Source organism: Sutcliffiella halmapala (assembly GCF_050107295.1).
GTDB classification, from domain to species: Bacteria; Bacillota; Bacilli; order Bacillales; family Bacillaceae_I; genus Sutcliffiella_A; species Sutcliffiella_A halmapala_A.
On the sequence record NZ_JBNIKR010000009.1, the window covers coordinates 32,128 to 51,857 of the forward strand.

General features: G+C 37.5%; 22 protein-coding genes. 15 read left to right on the forward strand and 7 right to left on the reverse strand.

Going from position 1 to position 19,730, the window contains the following annotated elements; all coding sequences use genetic code 11:
* Window positions 1-17 precede the first annotated feature (17 nt).
* The 9 genes from ACQCT5_RS15325 to ACQCT5_RS15365 all read left to right on the forward strand — a co-directional run bounded on the left by ACQCT5_RS15325 (window position 18) and on the right by ACQCT5_RS15365 (window position 8,108).
* The gene (locus ACQCT5_RS15325) at window positions 18-962 is read left to right on the forward strand and encodes a ring-cleaving dioxygenase (RefSeq protein ID WP_499642871.1); all 945 of its coding nucleotides are present in this window, start codon (window positions 18-20) and stop codon (window positions 960-962) included.
* The gene (locus ACQCT5_RS15330) at window positions 959-1,564 is read left to right on the forward strand and encodes an alpha/beta hydrolase (RefSeq protein WP_499643109.1); all 606 of its coding nucleotides are present in this window, start codon (window positions 959-961) and stop codon (window positions 1,562-1,564) included. The genes ACQCT5_RS15325 and ACQCT5_RS15330 overlap by 4 nt, the downstream gene beginning before the upstream one ends.
* Before the next feature lie 62 nt (window positions 1,565-1,626).
* Window positions 1,627-2,046: a DoxX family protein gene (locus ACQCT5_RS15335; RefSeq protein WP_499642872.1), complete on the forward strand. Its 420-nt coding sequence runs from the start codon at window positions 1,627-1,629 to the stop codon at window positions 2,044-2,046.
* Between the two features lie 272 nt (window positions 2,047-2,318).
* Complete coding sequence (wrbA, locus tag ACQCT5_RS15340; protein WP_499642873.1) at window positions 2,319-2,984, forward strand: NAD(P)H:quinone oxidoreductase; 666 nt, start codon at window positions 2,319-2,321, stop codon at window positions 2,982-2,984.
* Window positions 2,985-3,402: 418 nt separating this feature from the next.
* Window positions 3,403-3,873, forward strand: a complete 471-nt coding sequence (locus ACQCT5_RS15345) for a CBO0543 family protein (RefSeq protein ID WP_499642874.1) — start codon at window positions 3,403-3,405, stop codon at window positions 3,871-3,873.
* Window positions 3,874-4,320: 447 nt separating this feature from the next.
* Window positions 4,321-4,908 carry a TetR/AcrR family transcriptional regulator gene (locus ACQCT5_RS15350; protein WP_499642875.1) on the forward strand — a complete coding sequence of 196 codons (588 nt, stop codon included), beginning with the start codon at window positions 4,321-4,323 and terminating at the stop codon, window positions 4,906-4,908.
* A 132-nt stretch (window positions 4,909-5,040) separates the two neighbouring features.
* On the forward strand, window positions 5,041-5,478 hold the full coding sequence (locus tag ACQCT5_RS15355) for a PaaI family thioesterase (protein ID WP_499642876.1): 438 nt from the start codon (window positions 5,041-5,043) through the stop codon (window positions 5,476-5,478).
* Between the two features lie 27 nt (window positions 5,479-5,505).
* Window positions 5,506-6,747, forward strand: a complete 1,242-nt coding sequence (fabF, locus tag ACQCT5_RS15360; RefSeq protein ID WP_499642877.1) for a beta-ketoacyl-ACP synthase II — start codon at window positions 5,506-5,508, stop codon at window positions 6,745-6,747.
* Between the two features lie 494 nt (window positions 6,748-7,241).
* Entirely contained in the window at window positions 7,242-8,108 is an 867-nt protein-coding gene (locus ACQCT5_RS15365; RefSeq protein WP_499642878.1) for an alpha/beta fold hydrolase, read from the forward strand.
* A 375-nt stretch (window positions 8,109-8,483) separates the two neighbouring features.
* On the opposite strand, the gene ACQCT5_RS15370 is transcribed toward ACQCT5_RS15365, so the two are convergent.
* On the reverse strand, window positions 8,484-9,710 hold the full coding sequence (locus ACQCT5_RS15370; RefSeq protein ID WP_499642879.1) for an NAD(P)/FAD-dependent oxidoreductase: 1,227 nt from the start codon (window positions 9,708-9,710) through the stop codon (window positions 8,484-8,486).
* 431 nt (window positions 9,711-10,141) lie between these two features.
* Between ACQCT5_RS15370 and ACQCT5_RS15375 the strand changes: the two genes are divergently transcribed.
* On the forward strand, window positions 10,142-10,324 hold the full coding sequence (locus tag ACQCT5_RS15375) for a hypothetical protein (protein ID WP_499642880.1): 183 nt from the start codon (window positions 10,142-10,144) through the stop codon (window positions 10,322-10,324).
* Window positions 10,325-10,568: 244 nt separating this feature from the next.
* On the opposite strand, the gene ACQCT5_RS15380 is transcribed toward ACQCT5_RS15375, so the two are convergent.
* The 4 genes from ACQCT5_RS15380 to ACQCT5_RS15395 all read right to left on the reverse strand — a co-directional run bounded on the left by ACQCT5_RS15380 (window position 10,569) and on the right by ACQCT5_RS15395 (window position 13,323).
* Window positions 10,569-10,901: a CHY zinc finger protein gene (locus ACQCT5_RS15380; RefSeq protein ID WP_499642881.1), complete on the reverse strand. Its 333-nt coding sequence runs from the start codon at window positions 10,899-10,901 to the stop codon at window positions 10,569-10,571.
* Window positions 10,902-10,966: 65 nt separating this feature from the next.
* On the reverse strand, window positions 10,967-11,503 hold the full coding sequence (locus ACQCT5_RS15385) for a hypothetical protein (protein WP_499642882.1): 537 nt from the start codon (window positions 11,501-11,503) through the stop codon (window positions 10,967-10,969).
* 591 nt (window positions 11,504-12,094) lie between these two features.
* Window positions 12,095-12,631 (reverse strand): hypothetical protein, encoded by a 537-nt coding sequence (locus tag ACQCT5_RS15390; protein WP_499642883.1) that lies wholly within the window; start codon window positions 12,629-12,631, stop codon window positions 12,095-12,097.
* Window positions 12,631-13,323: a cobalamin B12-binding domain-containing protein gene (locus ACQCT5_RS15395; RefSeq protein ID WP_499642884.1), complete on the reverse strand. Its 693-nt coding sequence runs from the start codon at window positions 13,321-13,323 to the stop codon at window positions 12,631-12,633. The genes ACQCT5_RS15390 and ACQCT5_RS15395 overlap by 1 nt, the downstream gene beginning before the upstream one ends.
* Window positions 13,324-13,507: 184 nt before the next feature.
* On the opposite strand from ACQCT5_RS15395, the gene ACQCT5_RS15400 reads away from it, so the two are divergent.
* Window positions 13,508-14,563 (forward strand): M42 family metallopeptidase, encoded by a 1,056-nt coding sequence (locus tag ACQCT5_RS15400; protein ID WP_499642885.1) that lies wholly within the window; start codon window positions 13,508-13,510, stop codon window positions 14,561-14,563.
* A gap of 41 nt (window positions 14,564-14,604) precedes the next feature.
* Here ACQCT5_RS15400 and splB read toward each other — a convergent pair whose 3' ends face one another.
* Together splB and ACQCT5_RS15410 are read right to left on the reverse strand one after the other, a co-directional pair.
* A complete protein-coding gene (splB, locus tag ACQCT5_RS15405; RefSeq protein ID WP_499643111.1) occupies window positions 14,605-15,633 on the reverse strand; it encodes a spore photoproduct lyase in 1,029 nt (342 codons plus the stop codon).
* 8 nt (window positions 15,634-15,641) lie between these two features.
* The gene (locus tag ACQCT5_RS15410; protein ID WP_499642886.1) at window positions 15,642-15,899 is read right to left on the reverse strand and encodes a transcriptional regulator SplA domain-containing protein; all 258 of its coding nucleotides are present in this window, start codon (window positions 15,897-15,899) and stop codon (window positions 15,642-15,644) included.
* 173 nt (window positions 15,900-16,072) lie between these two features.
* Here ACQCT5_RS15410 and ACQCT5_RS15415 point away from each other — a divergent pair, with 173 nt between their 5' ends.
* The 4 genes from ACQCT5_RS15415 to ACQCT5_RS15430 all read left to right on the forward strand — a co-directional run bounded on the left by ACQCT5_RS15415 (window position 16,073) and on the right by ACQCT5_RS15430 (window position 19,629).
* Entirely contained in the window at window positions 16,073-16,900 is an 828-nt protein-coding gene (locus ACQCT5_RS15415) for a VanW family protein (protein WP_499642887.1), read from the forward strand.
* A gap of 26 nt (window positions 16,901-16,926) precedes the next feature.
* Entirely contained in the window at window positions 16,927-17,175 is a 249-nt protein-coding gene (locus tag ACQCT5_RS15420) for a DUF2164 domain-containing protein (RefSeq protein WP_499642888.1), read from the forward strand.
* A 136-nt stretch (window positions 17,176-17,311) separates the two neighbouring features.
* On the forward strand, window positions 17,312-18,640 hold the full coding sequence (locus tag ACQCT5_RS15425; RefSeq protein WP_499642889.1) for an FAD-dependent monooxygenase: 1,329 nt from the start codon (window positions 17,312-17,314) through the stop codon (window positions 18,638-18,640).
* Window positions 18,637-19,629: a class I SAM-dependent methyltransferase gene (locus ACQCT5_RS15430; protein ID WP_499642890.1), complete on the forward strand. Its 993-nt coding sequence runs from the start codon at window positions 18,637-18,639 to the stop codon at window positions 19,627-19,629. The genes ACQCT5_RS15425 and ACQCT5_RS15430 overlap by 4 nt, the downstream gene beginning before the upstream one ends.
* Window positions 19,630-19,730 lie beyond the last annotated feature (101 nt).

The following is a 19,730-nucleotide window of genomic DNA, read 5'->3' on the forward strand; positions in this document are numbered from 1 at the left end:
AGAAAGGAGGATAAAAAATGCAAAAAACAATTGGTATCCATCATATTACAGCAATGGTGAACGATGCCCAAAGGAATATTGATTTTTATACAGGGGTCCTTGGGTTAAGACTTGTAAAAAAGACGATAAACTTTGATCGCCCAGAAGTGTATCATCTTTATTTCGGTAATGAAAATGGAGATCCTGGAACTGTAATTACTTTTTTTCCATGGGCTAAACAGTTAAAAGGTCGAATTGGAACTGGTCAGGTCGGAGTTATTAGTTTTGTGATTCCAATTGGGGCCCTTCCATTTTGGGAACATCGTTTACAAAAATTCGGCGTAGATTTCCAGACTTCTAAAAGGTTTGGTGAAATAAATATCATGTTTAATGACCCTGATGGGCTTCAGCTTGAGCTAGTAGAACGAAATGAGGGACCAATAAACAGTTGGTCATTTGGGAGAATTCAAGCAGAGAATGCGATTAAAGGGTTTGGTGGAGCTACATTATTTTCAGCCCAACCTAATAAAACAGCAGATGTTTTAGAAAATATTTTAGGACTTGAATGTATAGGCGATGAAGAGGGGGTTCTTCGCTTTAGAGCTGAGGAAAATGTAGGTAATATCATTGACATTAAGTTATCTCCGTCGGTTCGTGGGCTAATGGGAGCTGGAACCGTACATCATATAGCATGGCGGTCAAAGGATGAAGAAGATCTTGTAAGATGGGAGTCTCTTCTTAAAGAAAAGGAATATTATCCGACTGAAATTCATGACCGAAACTATTTCAAAGCTGTGTATTTCCATGAACAGGGAGGGATACTCTTCGAAATAGCTACTGACCCGCCGGGTTTTTCAGTTGACGAACCTATCAATGAACTTGGAAATAAACTTATGTTACCTTCGTGGCTAGAGTCAAAACGACAAGAATTAGAAGAAATCTTACCTAGTGTAGAAGTGCGTGTTCTGGAGGGGGATAAATAATGAAACATATTTTTAATAAGGGAAAAGATTTAACTAAGCCAACATTATTATTACTTCACGGTACTGGTGGAAATGAATTAGACTTGTTACCTCTTGCTGGAAGTATTGACGATGAAGCAACTGTGTTAAGCGTTCGAGGAAATGTATTAGAAAATGGAATGCCACGATTCTTTCGTAGAATAGCTGAAGGTGTGTTTGATGAAGAAGACCTTATTTTCCGTACGAAGGAATTAAATGACTTTCTTGATGAAGCAGCAGAAAAGTATGATTTCGACCGAGATAATATTATTGCCATTGGGTATTCCAACGGGGCTAATATTGCTGCAAGTTTATTATTTCACTACCAACATGCATTAAAAGGTGCCATTCTTCACCATCCAATGGTACCAAGAAAAGGAATTGAACTACCTGACTTGTCAGGAAAATCAGTTTTTATTGCAGCTGGGACAAATGATCCCATCTGCTCACCGATGGAATCTTCTGAACTACAATCGTTATTAGAAAAAGCACACGCAAATGTTGAAGTTCATTGGGAAAATAGGGGTCATCAGTTGACAAGAGAAGAAGTTGAAGTTGCTGCAAAGTGGTATCGTAACATATAGTAAAATATTTTAAAAAACTAGATTAAATATTAAATTAAAAGTCTATGGAGGTTAAATCGGTTATGTTAAAAAATGAATTAGGGGCACTTATTTTACGTGTAACATTAGGAGTATTATTCTTTATCCATGGGTTAGTGAAATTTCAAGGTGGGATTGAAAATATCGTAGGATGGTTTGATAGTATAGGTTTACCAGGTTTTCTGGCATACGGAGTTGCTTTGCTTGAGATGGTAGGCGGTATTGCCTTGATTATTGGATTGGCTACAAGACTTGTTTCTGGACTATTTGGATTATTAATGATTGGAGCAACTTTAAAAGTCAAACTTTCAGTTGGCTTATTAGGGAATGGTCAAATGGCAGGGTATGAATTAGATTTGGCATTTTTGGCTATGGCAGCTTATCTTGTGATCAATGGAAGCAAATTGTTTTCATTGAGTCAATATATTTTCAGCAAGGACAAAGCTATCTCAAAATCTATATAAAATAGGAAAATTTTAATTAATCAACAACAGTGAAGTTTATTTATCTCGGGTTAATAATATTTTAAATAAGGAAATTATGAATCCTAAATAAGCTCAGTGAGAATAAATAATTTAGCTATTAACATAATTCCATTAAGAACCCTTTGGCAACTTAATATATGGTTATGATAACCTTTTTAGGGAATTATATACAAGGATTCTTTGGAAGGGGTGGTTTTATAGACTGAAGAGTAAAAAATTAAGAAAATATTAAGAATTGGTGGTGTTGATCAATGGGTATTTTAAGTAAACTATTTGGAAATTCATCTATAAAGGAGACGGAAAATATGTCAAATGTAAAATTAGCGGTTATTTATTACAGTTCATCAGGTACAAATTACCAATTATCTCAGTGGGCAGAGCAAGGTGCAAAAGAAATTGGTGCTGAAGTAAAAGTATTAAAAGTTCCTGAAACAGCTCCACAAGCAGCAATTGATTCTAACCCAGTATGGAAAGCACACGTAGAAGCTACAAAAGATGTACCAGAGGTAAAACTAGAAGACCTAGAATGGGCAGATGCGATTATTTTCAGCATACCAACTCGATTTGGAAATATGCCATCACAAATGAAGCAATTCCTTGATACAACAGGAGGGTTATGGTTTAACGGAAAACTTGCTAACAAAGTAGTAAGTGCAATGACCTCAGCTCAAAATTCTCATGGTGGTCAAGAAGCAACTATTTTATCACTTTATACAACAATGTATCATTGGGGTGCAATTGTTGCAGCTCCTGGTTATACAGATCCTGTAACGTTTGGAGCAGGTGGTAATCCATATGGAACAAGTGTAACGGTTGGTCAAGATGGAAAAATGATTGAAGACGTCCAAGCAGCAGTTAAACATCAGGCTAAACGTACAGTGACTGTTGCAGAATGGGTAAAGAAAGGAAATCAATAACTAATAAAGAGGCTGGGACAAAAGTGTTTTAGTCTAAGAAAAACCCGAACTAATTTGAGTTTTAAGGTCAAATTAGTTCGGTTTTTTAAATGTGTTCAAATATACGTTTAGTTTTTAGGTTACTCCAGCGGTTGATTGGAGTTCAAGACGAAGATTCCTGCTGGAGAAGTGGCCAATGTGAGACCCCGCAAGCGAAGCCGAGGAGGCTTACGGGCCACCCGCGGAAAGCGAAGTCTTGCACGGAAATCAATAGCAGTTTTTAGACCCAATACTTAAATTGTTCGTCTTTTGTAAGAGTTTTTATAGTCCCATCCTCTTTTGGTTATTATTTAAATTTATTACTATAATCTTTATTAGGATAATGGAAATTGATTAGGTAATTATAATATTACATAAATCGTTTGGGAGGGATGTTTTTATGGAGAAGAAAATGTTAAATGCCCTTTTTACTTTATGCATTGTTTCCTTACCATTTTTATTCAAGGGATCAAAAATGAGAGAAAATCTAGTTGTTTTCTTTTCAAAAGGGGTTCTGGCAACACTATTAGATGCTTATGTTGTTGGTTCCAAAAGAGTTGAATATCCAGTCCGTCCTTTTCCTAAAATTTTCAAAACAAACATTATTTATGATATGTTGTTTTTCCCACTATTAAGTGTCATTTGGGTTAAACAATCTTATAATGATAATTTAGGGAACATTCTATTGAAAAGCTTGACATGGAGTATCCCTATGAGCGTCGGTCAATGGTATTTTGAAAAAAATTCTAGATTATTCAATTGGAAAAAATGGTCCCCATTACATACTTTTGTAAGTGTTAGTTTTACTTTATTTACGATAAGAGGATTTGTTTCATTGATGAGGAGATTGGATCATTTTAATGACGCGTAGCAAAAACAATATTTAACCCTTAACTAAAGGTAGAAAATATGAAAAGACACTAAAAGTTAGATGCATTTCTTTGGAGCATTGCCATACCTGGTTTTACTCATTTAAAATGGCCAGTTATTAAAAGGAATTTATTTTTATTCTTTTAGAATTCATGATTAATGTTATGAGTTCATTTAACCAAGCTATTATGTTTAGTTTTCATGGAGAAATCTCCTAGGCTGGTAGGAAGATTGATTTCCAATGGCTTATGTTTTATCCATGTGTTTATATGTATGATGCTTATAAATTTGCAGAAGGGAAAAATTCTCTATTATCATTTCTCCCATTTGCTTATTTTATATACTTAAAAATTGGTAATTTTTATATGGTAAGAGCCTATTGACAAGTTTATTTGAAAAAGATTTAATAGTAACAGACCGATTGTTCTTTTTCGGGAGGTATATTATTATGAACAAAGGAGATCGAACTAAAAAATATATTATTGAACAATCATCTTCCTTATTTAATAAACAAGGTTACAAATCAACTTCTATTTCAGATATTATGACCGCCACAAGTCTTAAAAAAGGGGGTATTTATAATCATTTTGAAAATAAGGACCGTTTAGCTAAAGAATCATTTAACTTCTCATTAAATACACTTAAACAACAGTATAAAGATGCTGTATCAGTAAGTGCATCTGCTTATAAACAGTTACATGCATTTTTATCAGTTTTTAAAACTTTATCAAATGATGAAGTGATTGTGGGTGGTTGTCCATTAATGAATGCTGCAATTGAAGCAGATGATTCAAAGGTAGAGTTTGAAGATGCAATCAAAGAAGGCTTTACCGATTTTATTGCATTTTTAACTAGGATTATTGAGCATGGTAAAAGTGAAAAAGAAATAAAAAGTGAAATTGAATCAGAACAAATAGCCGTGTTCATTCTCTCATCTATTGAAGGTGCTTTAGCACTAACTCGATTATATAAGGATACGAAATACTTGGATATGGTGGATAAACAAATTATTGAATTACTCTTTAGTAATAAATGATCATTTTTTGCGAAAAAACAGACCGATTGTTCCTTTTTGCGTGTGATTTCATTGTGTATGTGAGTTCTTTTCTTTAAATTGAAGTATCTTTTGTGGATTCAATAATTATTGTTTACTGAAAGGAGAATAATAATGGAGAATACCATTAAATTAAATTCAAAACTAGAAATTTCAGTACCACCTATTGCAAAATTAATAGGATTTTATCCCATTGAAATTCGAACAGGCGAAGCTATTTTTGAACTTGAAACAAAAGAATATCATTATAACCCAATGGGAACGGTTCATGGAGGAATCCTTTGTGATCTTGCAGATGCAGCTATGGGAATTGCTTATGCCACAACATTACAAGAAAATGAAAGCTTTACAACAATTGAATTAAAAATCAACTACTTAAAGCCTGTATGGAAAACTAAGTTAAAAGCTCATGCAGTTGTAACGAAAAATGGAAATAATATTGGCTTTATTGAATGTAATCTTATAGATGAAAAAGAGTCATTAGTTGCTAAAGCCAGTTCTACTTGCATGACATTAAAAGGAGAAAAAACAAGTAATCGATCTTTTAAATAAAATTACATGAATGTTTGGAGGCTTTAAATGAATCGTAGAGTCGTTATTACAGGATATGGCGCCATCACACCATTAGGAAATGATGTCGAGACATTATGGAATAACATAAAGAACTCAAAATCTGGTATTAAAAATATTGAATATGAAGGTTATGAAGACATAAATACTAAAATCGGAGGAAGGATTGATGATTTTTCACCTGAAAAGTATTTAGATAAAAAAGAGTTAAATAAGCTTGATAAATTTGTCCAATATGCCTACGCCGCTGCAAAACAAGCTTTAGATCAATCTAGATTAAACATTGAGAGTGAAGATGAAAATCGCCTAGGGGTATTCATCGGTTCTGGAATTGGAGGATTAAATACAGTTCTAGAGAATCATCAAACCTTATTAGAAAAAGGGGCAAGAAAAGTATCTCCATTTATGGCTCCAATGATGATTATTAATATGGCTGTTGGAATTGTATCGATAAAAACGGGATTTAGAGGTACAAGTTTTTCACCGGTATCCGCATGTGCAACTGGTAATCATGCGATAGGTGAAGCATTTTTGAATATCCGCCATGGTTATTCCGATGCCATTTTAGCAGGTGGAACAGAAGCGTCGATCAATCCATTATCCTTCGCGGGTTTCTCTAGAATGAAAGCAATGTCAACGAATAATGATTCACCAATCACAGCGAGTCGTCCATTCGATAAGGCACGAGACGGTTTCGTAATGTCTGAAGGATCTGGAATTTTGTTACTTGGGGAATATGAACATGCGAAAAATAGAGGAGCAACAATATTGGGAGAAATTATTGGGTATGGATCAACAACAGATTCCTATCATATTACTTCACCAGATTATAATGGTGCAGTTCGAGCAATGAAGCTGGCGATTGAAATGGCGAACATAGAAACAACAGCCATTGATTATATAAATGCGCATGGTACGAGTACACAAGAAGGCGATAAATCAGAGACAAAAGCGATTAAAAATGTATTTGGTGAGCATGCCTACAAGCTGAAAATTAGTTCAACAAAATCAATGACGGGACATTTATTCGGTGCAGCAGGTGGAGTTGAATCCATTATCACTCTTAAAAGCATTTCAGAAAATTTGATTCCCGCAACAATTAATTATGAATATCCTGATGAGGAATGTGACCTTGATTATGTACCAAACAATCCAATTAATGCGGAAGTAAATTACGCGGTTTCCAATGGATTTGGTTTTGGGGGACATAATGCTGTTTTAGTATTTAAGAAATTTAATGAAAATCGATAAAAAGTTAAGTAGGGGGATATATTAGACGCTAGATTTCATATTAAAGAATGCAAATTGCAATAAAAAATTAATTCGAATGATGAACAGTTTTATGACTCCAATTTAATAAAGTTGGAATTTGGGGCATTTCATTGCTATTACAGTTCAAATGATTTTCATCAATCTTACAAGAACTTTAGTTTACCAACTGGTCTCTCGGATTTCTCTAAAGGCCGCACAAAATCATCAGAATGGACAAGCCAGCCACCAACTAAGGCAGATTTGATCAATTTTCTTGAATCGCAAGTATCTAAAATGAATGAACTGTTTAACAAAAGAACATTAAATAAAAATTAGAGAATCCCATTTTCATCCGTGAAACAAAATTTGAAATAATTGGAAATGAACTAGGGTTTGTCACAATTCATGAAGTGTAACATCCAACGACATAAACCTATATTTCAAGAGAAATCCAAAGATTACAAACAAAAGAATAAACTACAAGGATGATTTCAATGAATAACATAAAAAACATAAAAGTCACTGCAGAAACGGTAGAAACTTCTTATATTGATGTAAATGGAATAAAAATTGCGTTTCGAAAATTTGGTGTTGAGTCTGGAGTACCACTTGTATTCTGCCATCGTTTTCGAGGAACAATGGACGATTGGGATCCAGCAGTAGTAAATCGATTAGCAGAACATCGAACACTTATCTTATTTGATAATGTAGGTGTTGGAAATTCTGAAGGAGTAGCCGCAAACAGTATTCCAATCATGGCAGATTATGCAATTGCTTTTATTGAAGCACTTGGACTAAAGAAAATCGATTTATTTGGTTTTTCTATGGGTGGTTTCGTAGCACAAACAGTAACAATTAAAAGACCAGATCTTGTACGTCGTCTAGTATTAGCTGGTACAGGTCCAGGATCTGGTGAAGGAATCCGAGGAATTCAACCGGAAGTATTCCAAGTTGCACTAAAACCGGTTAATGTTGATGAAGATTTCTTATATTTATTCTTCGAGCCAACTGAATCGAGTCAAGTTAAAGGAAAAGAATACCTTAAACGACTTCAAAACAGACACAAGGATCGTTCGCCTCTAGTAAAACAAGAATCGTTTATGGCACAAGCACAAGCGTTACAAAAAACAGGGGGTGAAGATTCATTATTCCCACACCTAGCTGAAATCAAACAACCTGTACTAGTTATGAATGGTGATAATGATATCATGGCTCCATCAATAAATTCATATATTATGTCACAAAAAATTGAAAATGCACAACTAATCATCTATCCAGATTCAGGTCATGGTTTCTTATTTCAATATTCAAAAATGTTTGCAGAACATGTTACGACATTTTTAAATAATGATTTGGAGTAAATGATTGAGAGAGTTTTGATGAATCATAAATTGAGTCATTTCAGTCTATAGACAAAAGGGTTTCGGAATGGTCACATTCCGAAACCCTTTAAAAATGACATTTAGGTGCATCAAATTTAAACCCTTCACTCATTATTGCACAAAAATTGCACATTCTTATTTTTTCAAGGTTAACTAAATTAACTAAAAATAAACTAGAACAACCAAATCCCTTGATATATCTAGATTTTATTTAACAACATTTATTTAATTTATCTAGATAAAACATGAGAAATGATTTTGACAGGGTAGGGGTCGGGGGTTCGAATCCCTCTCAGATCATAAACAAAGAAAAAGGCCCAGATTCCATTTATGGATTCTGGGCCTTTTCTTTGTTTATGACTTTCTTAAAAGAGGGCGGTCCTGCAGATATAACTTCAGATCAGGGCTATCGCCTTCAAGGATTTCTCTGGCAATTATTTTGGCAAGAAGTTGACTGTACACCGTACCATTGTCCCCGAAGCCAAAAAGAAAATAGCTTTCAGGATACTCATCGTATATTCCTATGATGGGAAGGCCATCTATTGTACCGCCATAGAATCCTGCTAAATAAAATTCTGGTCTTACATCTAACTTAGGGAACATATTTTTTAATTCTTCGACCAGTTTGTCTTTTTTGTGCATCAACTTACTGTCCCGCTCTTCGGCAGAAAAAGTATTTTCATCTAGTCCTCCGATGATGATCCTATTTTCGGCTGTGGTGCGCATGTATAGGTATGGTCTGGCCGTCTCCCAAATCAGTGTTTGATTATACCATTCTGAGAAGTCTTTCACTATACTTGTAGTGACAGTATAAGTACTTACAAAGGATACTTTCTTTTCTTTTTTTTGCTCTGTTCCCTCGTACCCTGTTGCAAATATCACTTTTGCTGCTTTAATGGTATTTCCGTTCTTTGTCGTAATGATCATGCGGCTTTTCCGTCTATCATATTGATGCCCATTCATTTCCGTGTTTTCATATATACGTACTTTTCTCTTTGCAGCATAGTCAAAAAGTGCATGAGTATATTTGAAAGGGTTGAGCTCACCATCTCCATAGGAATATATCGCTGCCTCCCTGCTGAAGGGGTACTTTTTCTCTATTTCCGCTTCGGAGAGTAAATCCAGCTGAAACCCACGCTGTTTAAGAAATTCAAACTCTTTTTCCAGCCGGGGTACATCCTCTTTGCAGCTTGCAAGATATAGTGTATCCCTCCTTGTGAATTCAGTATCCACTTTGACTTTTCCCGAAGCTGCTTCTATTTCATCTATCGCATCTTTCAATAATTGTAGATGCCTTGTAATATACTCATCTCCAAAGGTATGTATGAGATCGGTGAACATCTTTTCTCCGGAATATTGAATGAGTGCCGTGTTTGCACTTGTACTGCCGGAACCGATTCTGCCTTTTTCTAAGACCGCAATTTCTAAGCCTTTATTAGCCAGATAATAGGCACATTGGGCAGCAGAACCTCCTCCGCCAATAATCAGGACATCGCACTCAATATCCTCATCCAGTGATGGATATGTCGGAGCTTCCGGGAAGGTAGTGGGCCAATAATACGTTCCTGATTGTAGATTCATGTTATTCCTCCCTCTTAATGATTGCATATTGTTAATATTTCCTACTCAATGACTTGCATTCAAAATTTTTTAAAAGTATCCAAATGGGTAAAGTATACGAGGACAACAATTTTTTAGCAGGAGGAGCTTAATTTGGAAACAAAAAAGTTTAGCACAATAACTGTAAAAGATTTAGTTAGGAAAATATTTAATCATAAGCACTTATTTATTGTACTATCGCAATTGTCTTTGCCGTATATTATATATATATAATTCAATTGGCATTAGAAGAATTGAAGCTACCGAAAGTATGAAAGAACCCTAATAATAGATAAAAGATTGGACAAGCGATTATCATCCGCTTGTCTCTTTTTTATTTTTCTGATGAAACCGTACAAGCAATCTCTATCAATTTTCATACAATTTACTAGATAAGAAAGGAGGTGAAGGTTATGGGAGTAGTGTTTTTAAAGTGCTGTGAGAAAAAGCATCATGATCACCATCATCATCATGAGTGCTCATGCGAAAGATCCGAAAGTCCAGTGGCTTCACCAGCTATGGTAAATGGTGCAAGGGAATGTTTGGAGAACAGGGTTTCTCCTTTAAGATATTGGTACTATTACGACGGTCGCTGATAGTATAATATCTACACTCTGACACAAAATAGATGGAAAGAAGAGTCCGGTAATGGATTGTTTACCAGGCTTTACTTTCCATAATCCTTACATTTAAAACGTTTACAGGATAGGGAGAATATCAGTTGGAATCATCACTCAATCACACTAGGCTAACCTCTGCTGAAATCGGACAACTTTGGAGCAGCTACCTGTTTGGAGAATGAAAAAAAGAGACCTTATAGGCCCTCTTTTTGTTAAAAAACTATTTTTCAAAGTATAAATGATAATGCACTTGGCAACCCGGATTGAAAGTTGATTTGCACACTGGGCACTTGGAATGGCATTGCAAATACTCTTGAATGCTGAGCTCGGTTTTGCAGGACCCGCACAAGATAGCTTTTTCCTGGTGAGTTTCTTTGGGCCAAACTTGACGGAGGTGGTCCGCTTTTTCGTCATGGCATTGATAGCATGGGAAATATGTTTGACAGCAGTAGAATTTTATCGCAATAATGTCTTTAGCAGAGTGGTAATGGACACACCTTGTTTCCTTATCCACCGTCTGACCTAGAACCTGGATATTCTGTCTTTTATTCATATGCAGTATCGCTCCTGCCTGTAGCTTTTTCTTTCATCAAAACATAACACAAAAGAAAATATCAGTTAATTATACGGCTGCCAAACAATTTCGCCTGATTTAGACTCTTTATCGATGTCTATGTGGAAATCATGCTTTTTGTAGAAATGAACTAGGCGGTCTACGTGGTCCCAATCACGCTTGGCAATATCTCCTGTGATGTACCTGATGTTCTGCTCCTTGGCCACCTCTTTTAGGTAGTTCATACATATTGTCCCAAAACCCTTGTTTTCCGGACCTTTGATGTCACCAATAAAGATGGTATCTTCATCCTTATAGGTAGCCTGGATAGAATAGTCCCATTGTCCACGGTATGCGGAGTCGCAATCATTTAACATAATCTTGCATGATTGACTGTCATAGTTGGTGTAAACCACTACCCATGTATCGTCTTTTGTCTGATCAATGCCGATCACTTGCCACTTTTTGGCAATTTCCTTCATATTTTCTTTCATGCGAAACATCTGAAATTCTAGCTCATCCAATTCCTTTTTTATCGCTTCTTTATTTTTTGCAGTATTTACTGTCTCTTCTTCGGCTAATACTAAGCTTGTAAAAGACATCCAATTCCCCCTTTATTACCAGAAAATACTTTATTCCGTTAATATTTTTCGACGTTTTTTTTGACAATCAGCATTATATTATACAGGGGTTTAGGGGAATTATCAAATATGAATGTTTAAAGACATAATAAAAACGGGTCGTCCCAAGGATCGACCCGTTTTTATTTTTCTATTGGGAGCGCAATTAGAAATGATGTTTTTGCGCTATTAGTAACTTGCTTCATCACAAGCATTATAATTGACATAAAAGTGTTTTAATTCGTTTGCCGCGGTTAAAATTCCATGGTAGCTTTTCTTACTTAAACAACGTAAGCCCTACCTCTCATACGTCCTTACGGCTCCTAGGCCGTGCCAGTACGATTAAGCTTTGCTTAAAAAACTATATGGAACGCCAGTGCATCCTTGTGACTTGTTTGTAAAACTAAAGAATGTCATAACGTCCTTCCTTTCAATATCAAGTTACTAACTGTTTGGGACTATTGCCCAAACTCTTATTATACACCCATTGGACAAAAAGTCAAATGGATAAAGATTTAACTCGATTTTAGTATAAAAAAACCGGCAGTAGCAAAAGCTATTGGCCGGTCGATTTTATTTGGAAATATAAGCTTTGATGTCTGCCAGCTCGGAGCGGATCAATTCTACATACTCCTCTTTTCCAGCAGTCTGAAGGTCGTGTTGTATGATATTGAGCAGGTCATTGATTGTGGAAAATTTCCTGGAAGCCTGCTGTAGGTTTATATTGAGAGCAGTTTCTTCCACTTGTGTAGGAATGACTTTTTCCCATGCACCGCTTTGAATCTTTTCTTTAATCTGTTGGAATTCGAAATGAATATGATTGTAGGAATCTGATTCATTTAAACAAACAAGATGGATGATCTCTTCTTTTGGCTGATAATAGTAATGAATGGTGAACAATGTTGTAGGCGACTCTATTGTATTCAGATTTATCTCCATTTTACCAGGAGAAGGAACATTCAGGAGCCGCTTTAACTTGTTCCTGCTTTCAGAATCAACTAAATGAAGAAAGGATGTAACAGGATAAAAGAGGTGGGTTACCTCTTTGGAAACATCCAGGATGGAAAAGTCGCTTCTTAATTTAAAATAGGGTACAGGTATACGATACATTATAGGAACACTCCTTTTTGGACGAAGGAAGCTTTACTCTTGTGATTTTCCAGCCACTCATACAAAAAGGCAGCATCTTTGGCTATGATTGTATCTTCCCTACAGCAGGAGAGGAAAGCGGCTTCTTGATGGAGGCGACTTCCAACAATTATGGTTGCTTCTGGATGAATGGCTGTAAGTCTCTTGATTGTATCATTCAGTTTAGGCAACAGGTGTCTGATGGTAATGGAAATACAGATGATTTCCGGCTGCCACTTCTTCAAGCTATATTCGGCATAGTCCAAAGGAAGATTGGAACCCAGATCATACACATCCCATCCAAATTCCTCAAATAAGGAAGAAGCCATTTTAAGGCCCAGGTAATGCTCTTCTCCCTCCACACAGAAAAACATGGCTCTATTGGAAGGGTTTTGGGAAACAGGGTCCGTACCTGATAGGGCTATTTCTTTTTTTGCGAGATGATATTTAGATAGAAGAAGATCACTTACACCGGTAGCGAGGTGCTCGTCGGCAACCGTAATTTCATTTTTCTCCCAAAGCTCGCCAATGTGGTACATGGCATCCCGAAATAGAAAATCATATATATATGGGCTATTGTAGCCCTGTTCTATTGTGTCTTTTATACTAGCCCATCCTTGAATAACATTCTTTTCAAGAAAGTGGGCAGACAGCTTTTTTGCAATTTCATGCATACTAATCCCCCTTATTGGATGTCTAGTAGTTAGATACAGTATACTATATTTGGGGGTTATCGATAGACGGAAAGTTTTTGTGTCACAGTACTAATTCCTAAAAAGTCTGATTATTTCCTTATATACAGGGTATGAAAAATATTTTATGCTATAACTATTCTAAGAATGCAAAGGGAGTGCTTATTTGAACTATCAACCAAGTGTACAGGAAACCTTCACATTAATCAAAGAGCTTGTTTCCATTCCAAGTCCGTCGGGAAATACCAGCAAAGTAATCAGCTATGTAGAAAAATTCCTTCAGGAGTATGGTGTGGAAACAAGAAGGAATCGTAAAGGTGGGCTCCTCGCCACCATAAATGGAACGAACGAGAGGGAGCATCGGATGCTGACTGCTCATGTGGACACATTAGGAGCGATGGTTAAAGAAATCAAATCAAATGGAAGGTTAAAGCTTACCATGATCGGGGGCTTCCGGTGGAATTCAGTAGAAGGGGAATATTGTGAGATTGAAACATCGAACGGCAAGGTCTATACAGGGACCATCCTCATGCATCAAACTTCTGTACACGTTTATAAAAACGCTGGGGATGCAGCGAGGAATGATGAAAACATTGAAGTGCGGATCGATGAAAAAGTGTCCACACGCGAACAGGTGAAGGCGCTCGGAATAGAAGTGGGAGATTTTGTATCATTTGATCCTCGTGTACAAATGACGGAAAGCGGATACATAAAATCCAGACATTTAGATGATAAAGCCAGTGTTGCCATCTTGCTTAATATGATCAAGCATATTCAAACCGAGAAAATAACTTTGCCATACACCACGCATTTCCTTATTTCCAATAATGAAGAAATCGGTTATGGAGGGAATTCCAACATCACTCCTGAAACGGTCGAGTATCTTGCCGTCGATATGGGAGCATTGGGAGATGGCCAGTCCTCCGATGAATACACAGTTTCAATCTGTGTGAAAGATTCCAGTGGGCCGTATCACTATGGCTTGCGTAAACATCTGGTGGAGCTCGCACAAAAAAATGAAATCGGATATAAAGTTGATATTTATCCATTTTATGGGTCGGATGCATCTGCTGCAATCCGTTCCGGACATGATATCATTCATGGATTGATTGGGCCTGGGATCGAATCGTCCCATGCTTTCGAACGGACACACGAAAGCTCCATTCTCAATACACAGAAGTTGATCTATCATTATCTATTGTCTGTGATGGTGAAATATTGATTTATACAAAGAACAGCCAAATAGGCTGTTCTTTGTTGTTCCTAAGTAAAATACTCAATTCTGGCTTGGGGGAAATAGGATTGAATGTATTGGGATAAGGTTTCCTTGATTTCTGTAGCTTCATCCTTGGTGTATACATATTTGCCAATTCCGTAGCGGCCCCATTTATATTGCCTTTTTGCTTCATCCAGTTCGAGTTTGGTCATAGGATAATTTTGTTGAATTACTCGTTTGGCAGGCTTGGTGAACCGATGCTGGATCAGTTCAAAGGTTAGATCCTCAGTTGCTTGAGCCGGCAACTTATCATACAGCTTTTGGAACAAGGTTTTATAGCCATCCTGCCAGCCTTCATGTAAATAGATGGGGGCAACGATGAAGCCAAGTGGATAATCGGCGCCTGCGACTTTCGCAGCGGCCTCGATTCTTAAATCAAGTGATGAAGTTCCAGGTTCAAAATTCTTGATTACATAGTCGGCGTTGACACTAAATCGAAATCGCGTTTTCCCTTGATGGTCTGCATCAAGCAGGTGGTCGACATGGTGGAATTTGGTGACAAAACGAAGTTGGCCATGCTCCGATCTTCCGAAATATTCAATAGCCCTTTTTAACGAATGGGTGAGATGGTCAATTCCTACGATATCCGATGTACATGAAGCTTCGAATCTTGTTATTTCTGGTGCCCGCTCCTTCATGTAATTATCTGCAGCATCAAATATTTCATCCAGATTTACATAGGTGCGAATATATGGCTTGCTTCCCATCGTTGTTTGCAAATAGCAATAATGGCAATGGCCCATACAGCCTGTTGCAAAAGGGATGGCATATTCTGCAGATGGTTTCGAAGAATCAAACTTCAACGTCTTTCTTACTCCTACAACGAGCGTTGATTTAGCAATCCGATACTTTTGAAAATCATTATCCCCCGGCAGATTGCGTATCTGGTTATGGGAAGTTGTTTCCTTGATTTCAAGTCCCATTGCTTCAAATTTCTGCTTTAATTCCCTTCCAAGCTCATACTCCAATGCTTTCGGTTCAATATAGACCAGTTGAGGGACAAATGGCTTCAAAATAACACCTCCTAATCATATGTAGGCCCAAAATAGTCATTATACATAGCTTCTGCATCATCCAAAGATTTGAAAAAGACAAACTCATCTGATAGCGGATAATAGGTATCATAAAGAAATAATGCTAATTGACTTGAATCGTGCGGGTCAGGTACCACTTGCGCTTCCTGCACGGTTGCTACATTTTGGGTATGTGGGTTGCGATAGAAAAGATAAACTGAGTCACCGATCGTTAAATCAGCAGAATTGGATGGTTGAGGTATCTCCATGGTCTTCACCTTCTCAAATAAATTCTCAACTAGTGTTTATTCTTTTATGAGAGCAGACAATTATTCTTGAGAAATAATGTTAAAGGAATCATTTTTTAATATTTTTATTATTCGAAACTTTCTCGTGTTATAATCGTCTATTAGTTAAAAGGGATTTTCTGGGGGGACTATAATTGAATAACGTGGATTTAAGACCTAAGCCCAGGTCTGCTCTCCGAATTTGGCTAGGAACTCAATTCTACATAGCAAAACGATGGATAGAGTGGAAAACGGATTCTATCAAGTACACGGATCATCAGACAGATGAATTGCTGCCATATATATCTTTTAAACATTCCACTCCCACCTTAAGAAAGTTAAAGGATGTTGAAATGTGGTACCAACATAATAAAGTGATCAATCTCCGCATTGCAACACAAAAATTAAATGGTGTGGTACTGAAGCCGGGAGAAACTTTTTCCTACTGGAAGCTAATCGGAAAGCCAACCAAAGATAAAGGCTACGTGGATGGAATGGTGTTATTTTACGGAAAGTTCAAACCGGGGCTAGGTGGCGGACTGTGCCAGCTTTCAAACTTGATATACTGGATGACTTTACATACTCCTTTAACAGTGACCGAACGATATCGTCACAGTTTTGATGTGTTTCCCGACTCAAGACGAACGCAGCCCTTCGGAAGTGGGGCAACATGCTCTTACAATTACTTGGATCTGCAGATTCGAAATGATACCAATCAGCCATTTCAACTTTGTGTCATGGTCAAGGGGGATCAATTGGTCGGAGAATGGAGGATGGCCAACCCACAACTTGTAAGCTATAAGGTGTATGAAAAAGATCATCGGATAACTCCTGCATATTGGGGAGGTTATCTTCGCCATAACATCATACATCGAAAAGTATCGAACTTGCAGGGGATTGAGGTGGATGATCAGTATATTACGGAAAATCATGCTATCATGATGTATGAACCGTTGCTTGAAGCATCCGAAAACAGCGGTTAAATCTACTGCAAGGTGTGATTAAGTATATGATTAAATTGCCAAAAGAAGCAAAAGACCAAATGATCGGCAGAATCCAGACCTATTTTGAACTGGAGAGGGACGAAACAATTGGCGAGCTCGGAGCGGAAATGCTTGTTGATTTTTTTGTGAAAGAGATCGGTCTCTACTATTATAATCAAGGTGTGGATGATGCCAAGCTGATGGTCGAGCAAAGATGGTCAGCTGTGGAAGAGGATCTGGAAAGTCTGAAACGTTCAACGAGTGCAAAACGATAAAATGGTTAAAAGCCCTTCACTGACAATAGTGGAGGGCTTTTTTGAATGTGCGTTGAATAATCAAGCTTATTATCAGAGAGTTCAAAAGTTTCACATCTGAATAAAAGTGGAAAGAAATCTATAGGTGGTGACGATTATGAAGACGAATGTATTGGTGATTGGAGGAGGGGTAGGAGGTTTGACGGTCGCTCTCAAGCTTGCAAGGTGCGGAATAGGAGTAACTCTGGTGGAGCAGATGAAGGGAAGCCCCCACCTATATAAAGGAGAGCTCGTCCAGCCAAAGACTTTGCAAATCTTTGACAGTATCGGCCTTTTACCACCTGTATTGGATGCGGGGCATATCATTAACAAAATAGATCTGGTCGAGAGAAAAAAAACGGAAGATGTTAACAATGAAGAATTGCCATTTCGATCAATGAGCTATAACATTCTCCCGAAACCATACCATCATGCTCTTATGATTCCTCACGAAACATTAAAAACGATACTGCTCGAGGAAGCGGAGAAATATCCATCTTTCAAGTATATCCAGCCTGGCAGGTTCATGGGATTTGAAAATGCTCTGGCAAAAGTGAAGCTCGGGAAGGAAGAGGTTTTTATTGAAGCGGACTATTATGTGAGTGCCGAAGGAAGAAAGTCGAAGGTCCGAGATTTCATGCAGTTGCGCCGGAAAGAAAAGAAATATGACCATCATTTTCTGACTGTAACCTTTCCAAGGCCCAAAAGCCTTACCGAAGGAAAAATAATCTCAACCGACCGGACTTTCCTAGGACTCTTTCCGCTTCCAAACAACATGGTGAGGTCTGTTTATCTGATTCCAAAGGGTTCCTATAAAACAATGATAAAGGAAGGTTTGGAATCTTTTTATGAAAAATACTTAGAACTGTGTCCATCATTGGATGGGTATGTGCAAAGAATAGAATCATGGAAACAGATACAACTCATGATTCCTGTCCATTATCATGTTTCCAGCTATGTAAAAGATAATATCGTTTTATTGGGAGATGCCGCTCACAGTGTTCATCCCATGGCAGGTGAAGGGATGAACCTTGCTATCCAGGATGGGGATGTGATCGGGGAGCTCTTCTGTTGGATGTATGAACATAACCGACATTCAAGCGAACTTTTATCATTATACGAAGAAGTAAGAAGGCCACGTGTACATCATATTCTAAAACTGAGTCATTTATCTGCACTTGCCTATTCCCGGCCTTTGCGCTCGTTTGTATCGTGGAGAAAGAAAGTGATGGACCAGCTGACCAATGACCCTGTACTTCATATTAAGCATATGCTGAACATTTCCGGACTGGGTATTTGGAAGGAAACCATCATCGATAGGGCTATTCAGACGGGAGTGGCCCCTAAAAGAAAAGAAGAGATGGATTTTTACTTGGATAAGCGTCATCTATTTACAAAGAGGGATGATTATCCTTGGAGGGACATGGAGGAGGAAGTCAAGGGATGATAAGTGAATATGTTCGACTATTCAAAGCAAGAGGATATATGAAAAGGAATCTGCCTTTTTTATATAGTTGGCATGCATATGTAGGCTATGAGTTGGACTTATATGAAGCCTTCAAAAAGCCAAAAACAATAACCGAAGTTGCACAGGAATTCTCGCTGAAGGAGGATCTCCTTGTCAGGTGGGTGGAAGTTGGGGGAGTAATCGGCTACCTGAAGCAGCGCTCCAAACAGAGATATCAGACAGCCAATCGCTTCATGGTACCTTCAACCAAGAATAACCCAAAATCGACAGGCGTACTTCTGAAGGAAATGATGGAGCTTCATATCCCAACACTTATTAAGTACCCGAAAATGATGCAAGAGGATCAAAAAGAGAGCTTTAACCAGGAGAAGCACGGAATGGTGGTAGCACAAACCTCTTCCTTATTAGAACAGTTGGCTGTACCAAGAGTGATGAAGGTGATGAAGAAAGCAAACCCAAAAAGTGTAGTGGACGTCGGCTGTGGAAGTGGTGGATATCTGTTGAAGCTTTCGAAAAGATTCCCTAAGGCGGAGATGCTTGGCATAGAGTTGAACAAGGATGTTGCAGAGGAAGCAAAAAGAAATTGCAGGGAGCAGGAACAAATAGAGATACTTTGTAAAGATGTGCAGGAATGGAGGCCAGAGTCTAAAGTTGATTTTGTGATGTTGAATAATATTCTCCATTATATCTCCCCAAAAGATAGAACCACTCTATTTAAAAATATCAATGAGTGGTTGAACCGCAAAGGAACTCTTTCCATCGTGACGCCAATCCATAACTCCAAGCATGGTGGAGAGTTCTCTAGTGTATTTAACAGCTTCTTTACTGCGTTTGATAATCTCTATCCCCTTCCATCTGAGGATGATTTGGAAGAACTGGCTCGACAAGCGGGTCTAAAAGTGGAAAATATGAAGCCTGTCATCAAAGAAGGTGGCTGGTATCAGATTACTCTCACTAAAACAAAATAGTAGATTAATGGGTTCTGCGGAGAATGAAAAACTCTTCGCAGACCATTTTTTTGGTTGTAAAATCCTTTGATAGAAGAGTATTCCTTAATATTCTAATATAA

What these genes read in the sequence shown, in the direction of transcription:
- ACQCT5_RS15355 (WP_499642876.1), top strand. Translation starts at nt 5,041, where the DNA reads ATGGAGAATACCATTAAATTAAATTCAAAACTAGAAATTTCAGTACCA.
- ACQCT5_RS15430 (WP_499642890.1), top strand. Translation starts at nt 18,637, where the DNA reads ATGATAAGTGAATATGTTCGACTATTCAAAGCAAGAGGATATATGAAA.
- ACQCT5_RS15345 (WP_499642874.1), top strand. Translation starts at nt 3,403, where the DNA reads ATGGAGAAGAAAATGTTAAATGCCCTTTTTACTTTATGCATTGTTTCC.
- ACQCT5_RS15385 (WP_499642882.1), bottom strand. Translation starts at nt 11,503, where the DNA reads ATGTCTTTTACAAGCTTAGTATTAGCCGAAGAAGAGACAGTAAATACT.
- ACQCT5_RS15380 (WP_499642881.1), bottom strand. Translation starts at nt 10,901, where the DNA reads ATGAATAAAAGACAGAATATCCAGGTTCTAGGTCAGACGGTGGATAAG.
- ACQCT5_RS15370 (WP_499642879.1), bottom strand. Translation starts at nt 9,710, where the DNA reads ATGAATCTACAATCAGGAACGTATTATTGGCCCACTACCTTCCCGGAA.
- ACQCT5_RS15350 (WP_499642875.1), top strand. Translation starts at nt 4,321, where the DNA reads ATGAACAAAGGAGATCGAACTAAAAAATATATTATTGAACAATCATCT.
- ACQCT5_RS15365 (WP_499642878.1), top strand. Translation starts at nt 7,242, where the DNA reads ATGAATAACATAAAAAACATAAAAGTCACTGCAGAAACGGTAGAAACT.
- ACQCT5_RS15375 (WP_499642880.1), top strand. Translation starts at nt 10,142, where the DNA reads ATGGGAGTAGTGTTTTTAAAGTGCTGTGAGAAAAAGCATCATGATCAC.
- fabF (WP_499642877.1), top strand. Translation starts at nt 5,506, where the DNA reads ATGAATCGTAGAGTCGTTATTACAGGATATGGCGCCATCACACCATTA.
- ACQCT5_RS15390 (WP_499642883.1), bottom strand. Translation starts at nt 12,631, where the DNA reads ATGTATCGTATACCTGTACCCTATTTTAAATTAAGAAGCGACTTTTCC.
- ACQCT5_RS15420 (WP_499642888.1), top strand. Translation starts at nt 16,927, where the DNA reads ATGATTAAATTGCCAAAAGAAGCAAAAGACCAAATGATCGGCAGAATC.
- ACQCT5_RS15410 (WP_499642886.1), bottom strand. Translation starts at nt 15,899, where the DNA reads ATGGAGATACCTCAACCATCCAATTCTGCTGATTTAACGATCGGTGAC.
- wrbA (WP_499642873.1), top strand. Translation starts at nt 2,319, where the DNA reads ATGGGTATTTTAAGTAAACTATTTGGAAATTCATCTATAAAGGAGACG.
- ACQCT5_RS15395 (WP_499642884.1), bottom strand. Translation starts at nt 13,323, where the DNA reads ATGCATGAAATTGCAAAAAAGCTGTCTGCCCACTTTCTTGAAAAGAAT.
- ACQCT5_RS15335 (WP_499642872.1), top strand. Translation starts at nt 1,627, where the DNA reads ATGTTAAAAAATGAATTAGGGGCACTTATTTTACGTGTAACATTAGGA.
- ACQCT5_RS15325 (WP_499642871.1), top strand. Translation starts at nt 18, where the DNA reads ATGCAAAAAACAATTGGTATCCATCATATTACAGCAATGGTGAACGAT.
- ACQCT5_RS15425 (WP_499642889.1), top strand. Translation starts at nt 17,312, where the DNA reads ATGAAGACGAATGTATTGGTGATTGGAGGAGGGGTAGGAGGTTTGACG.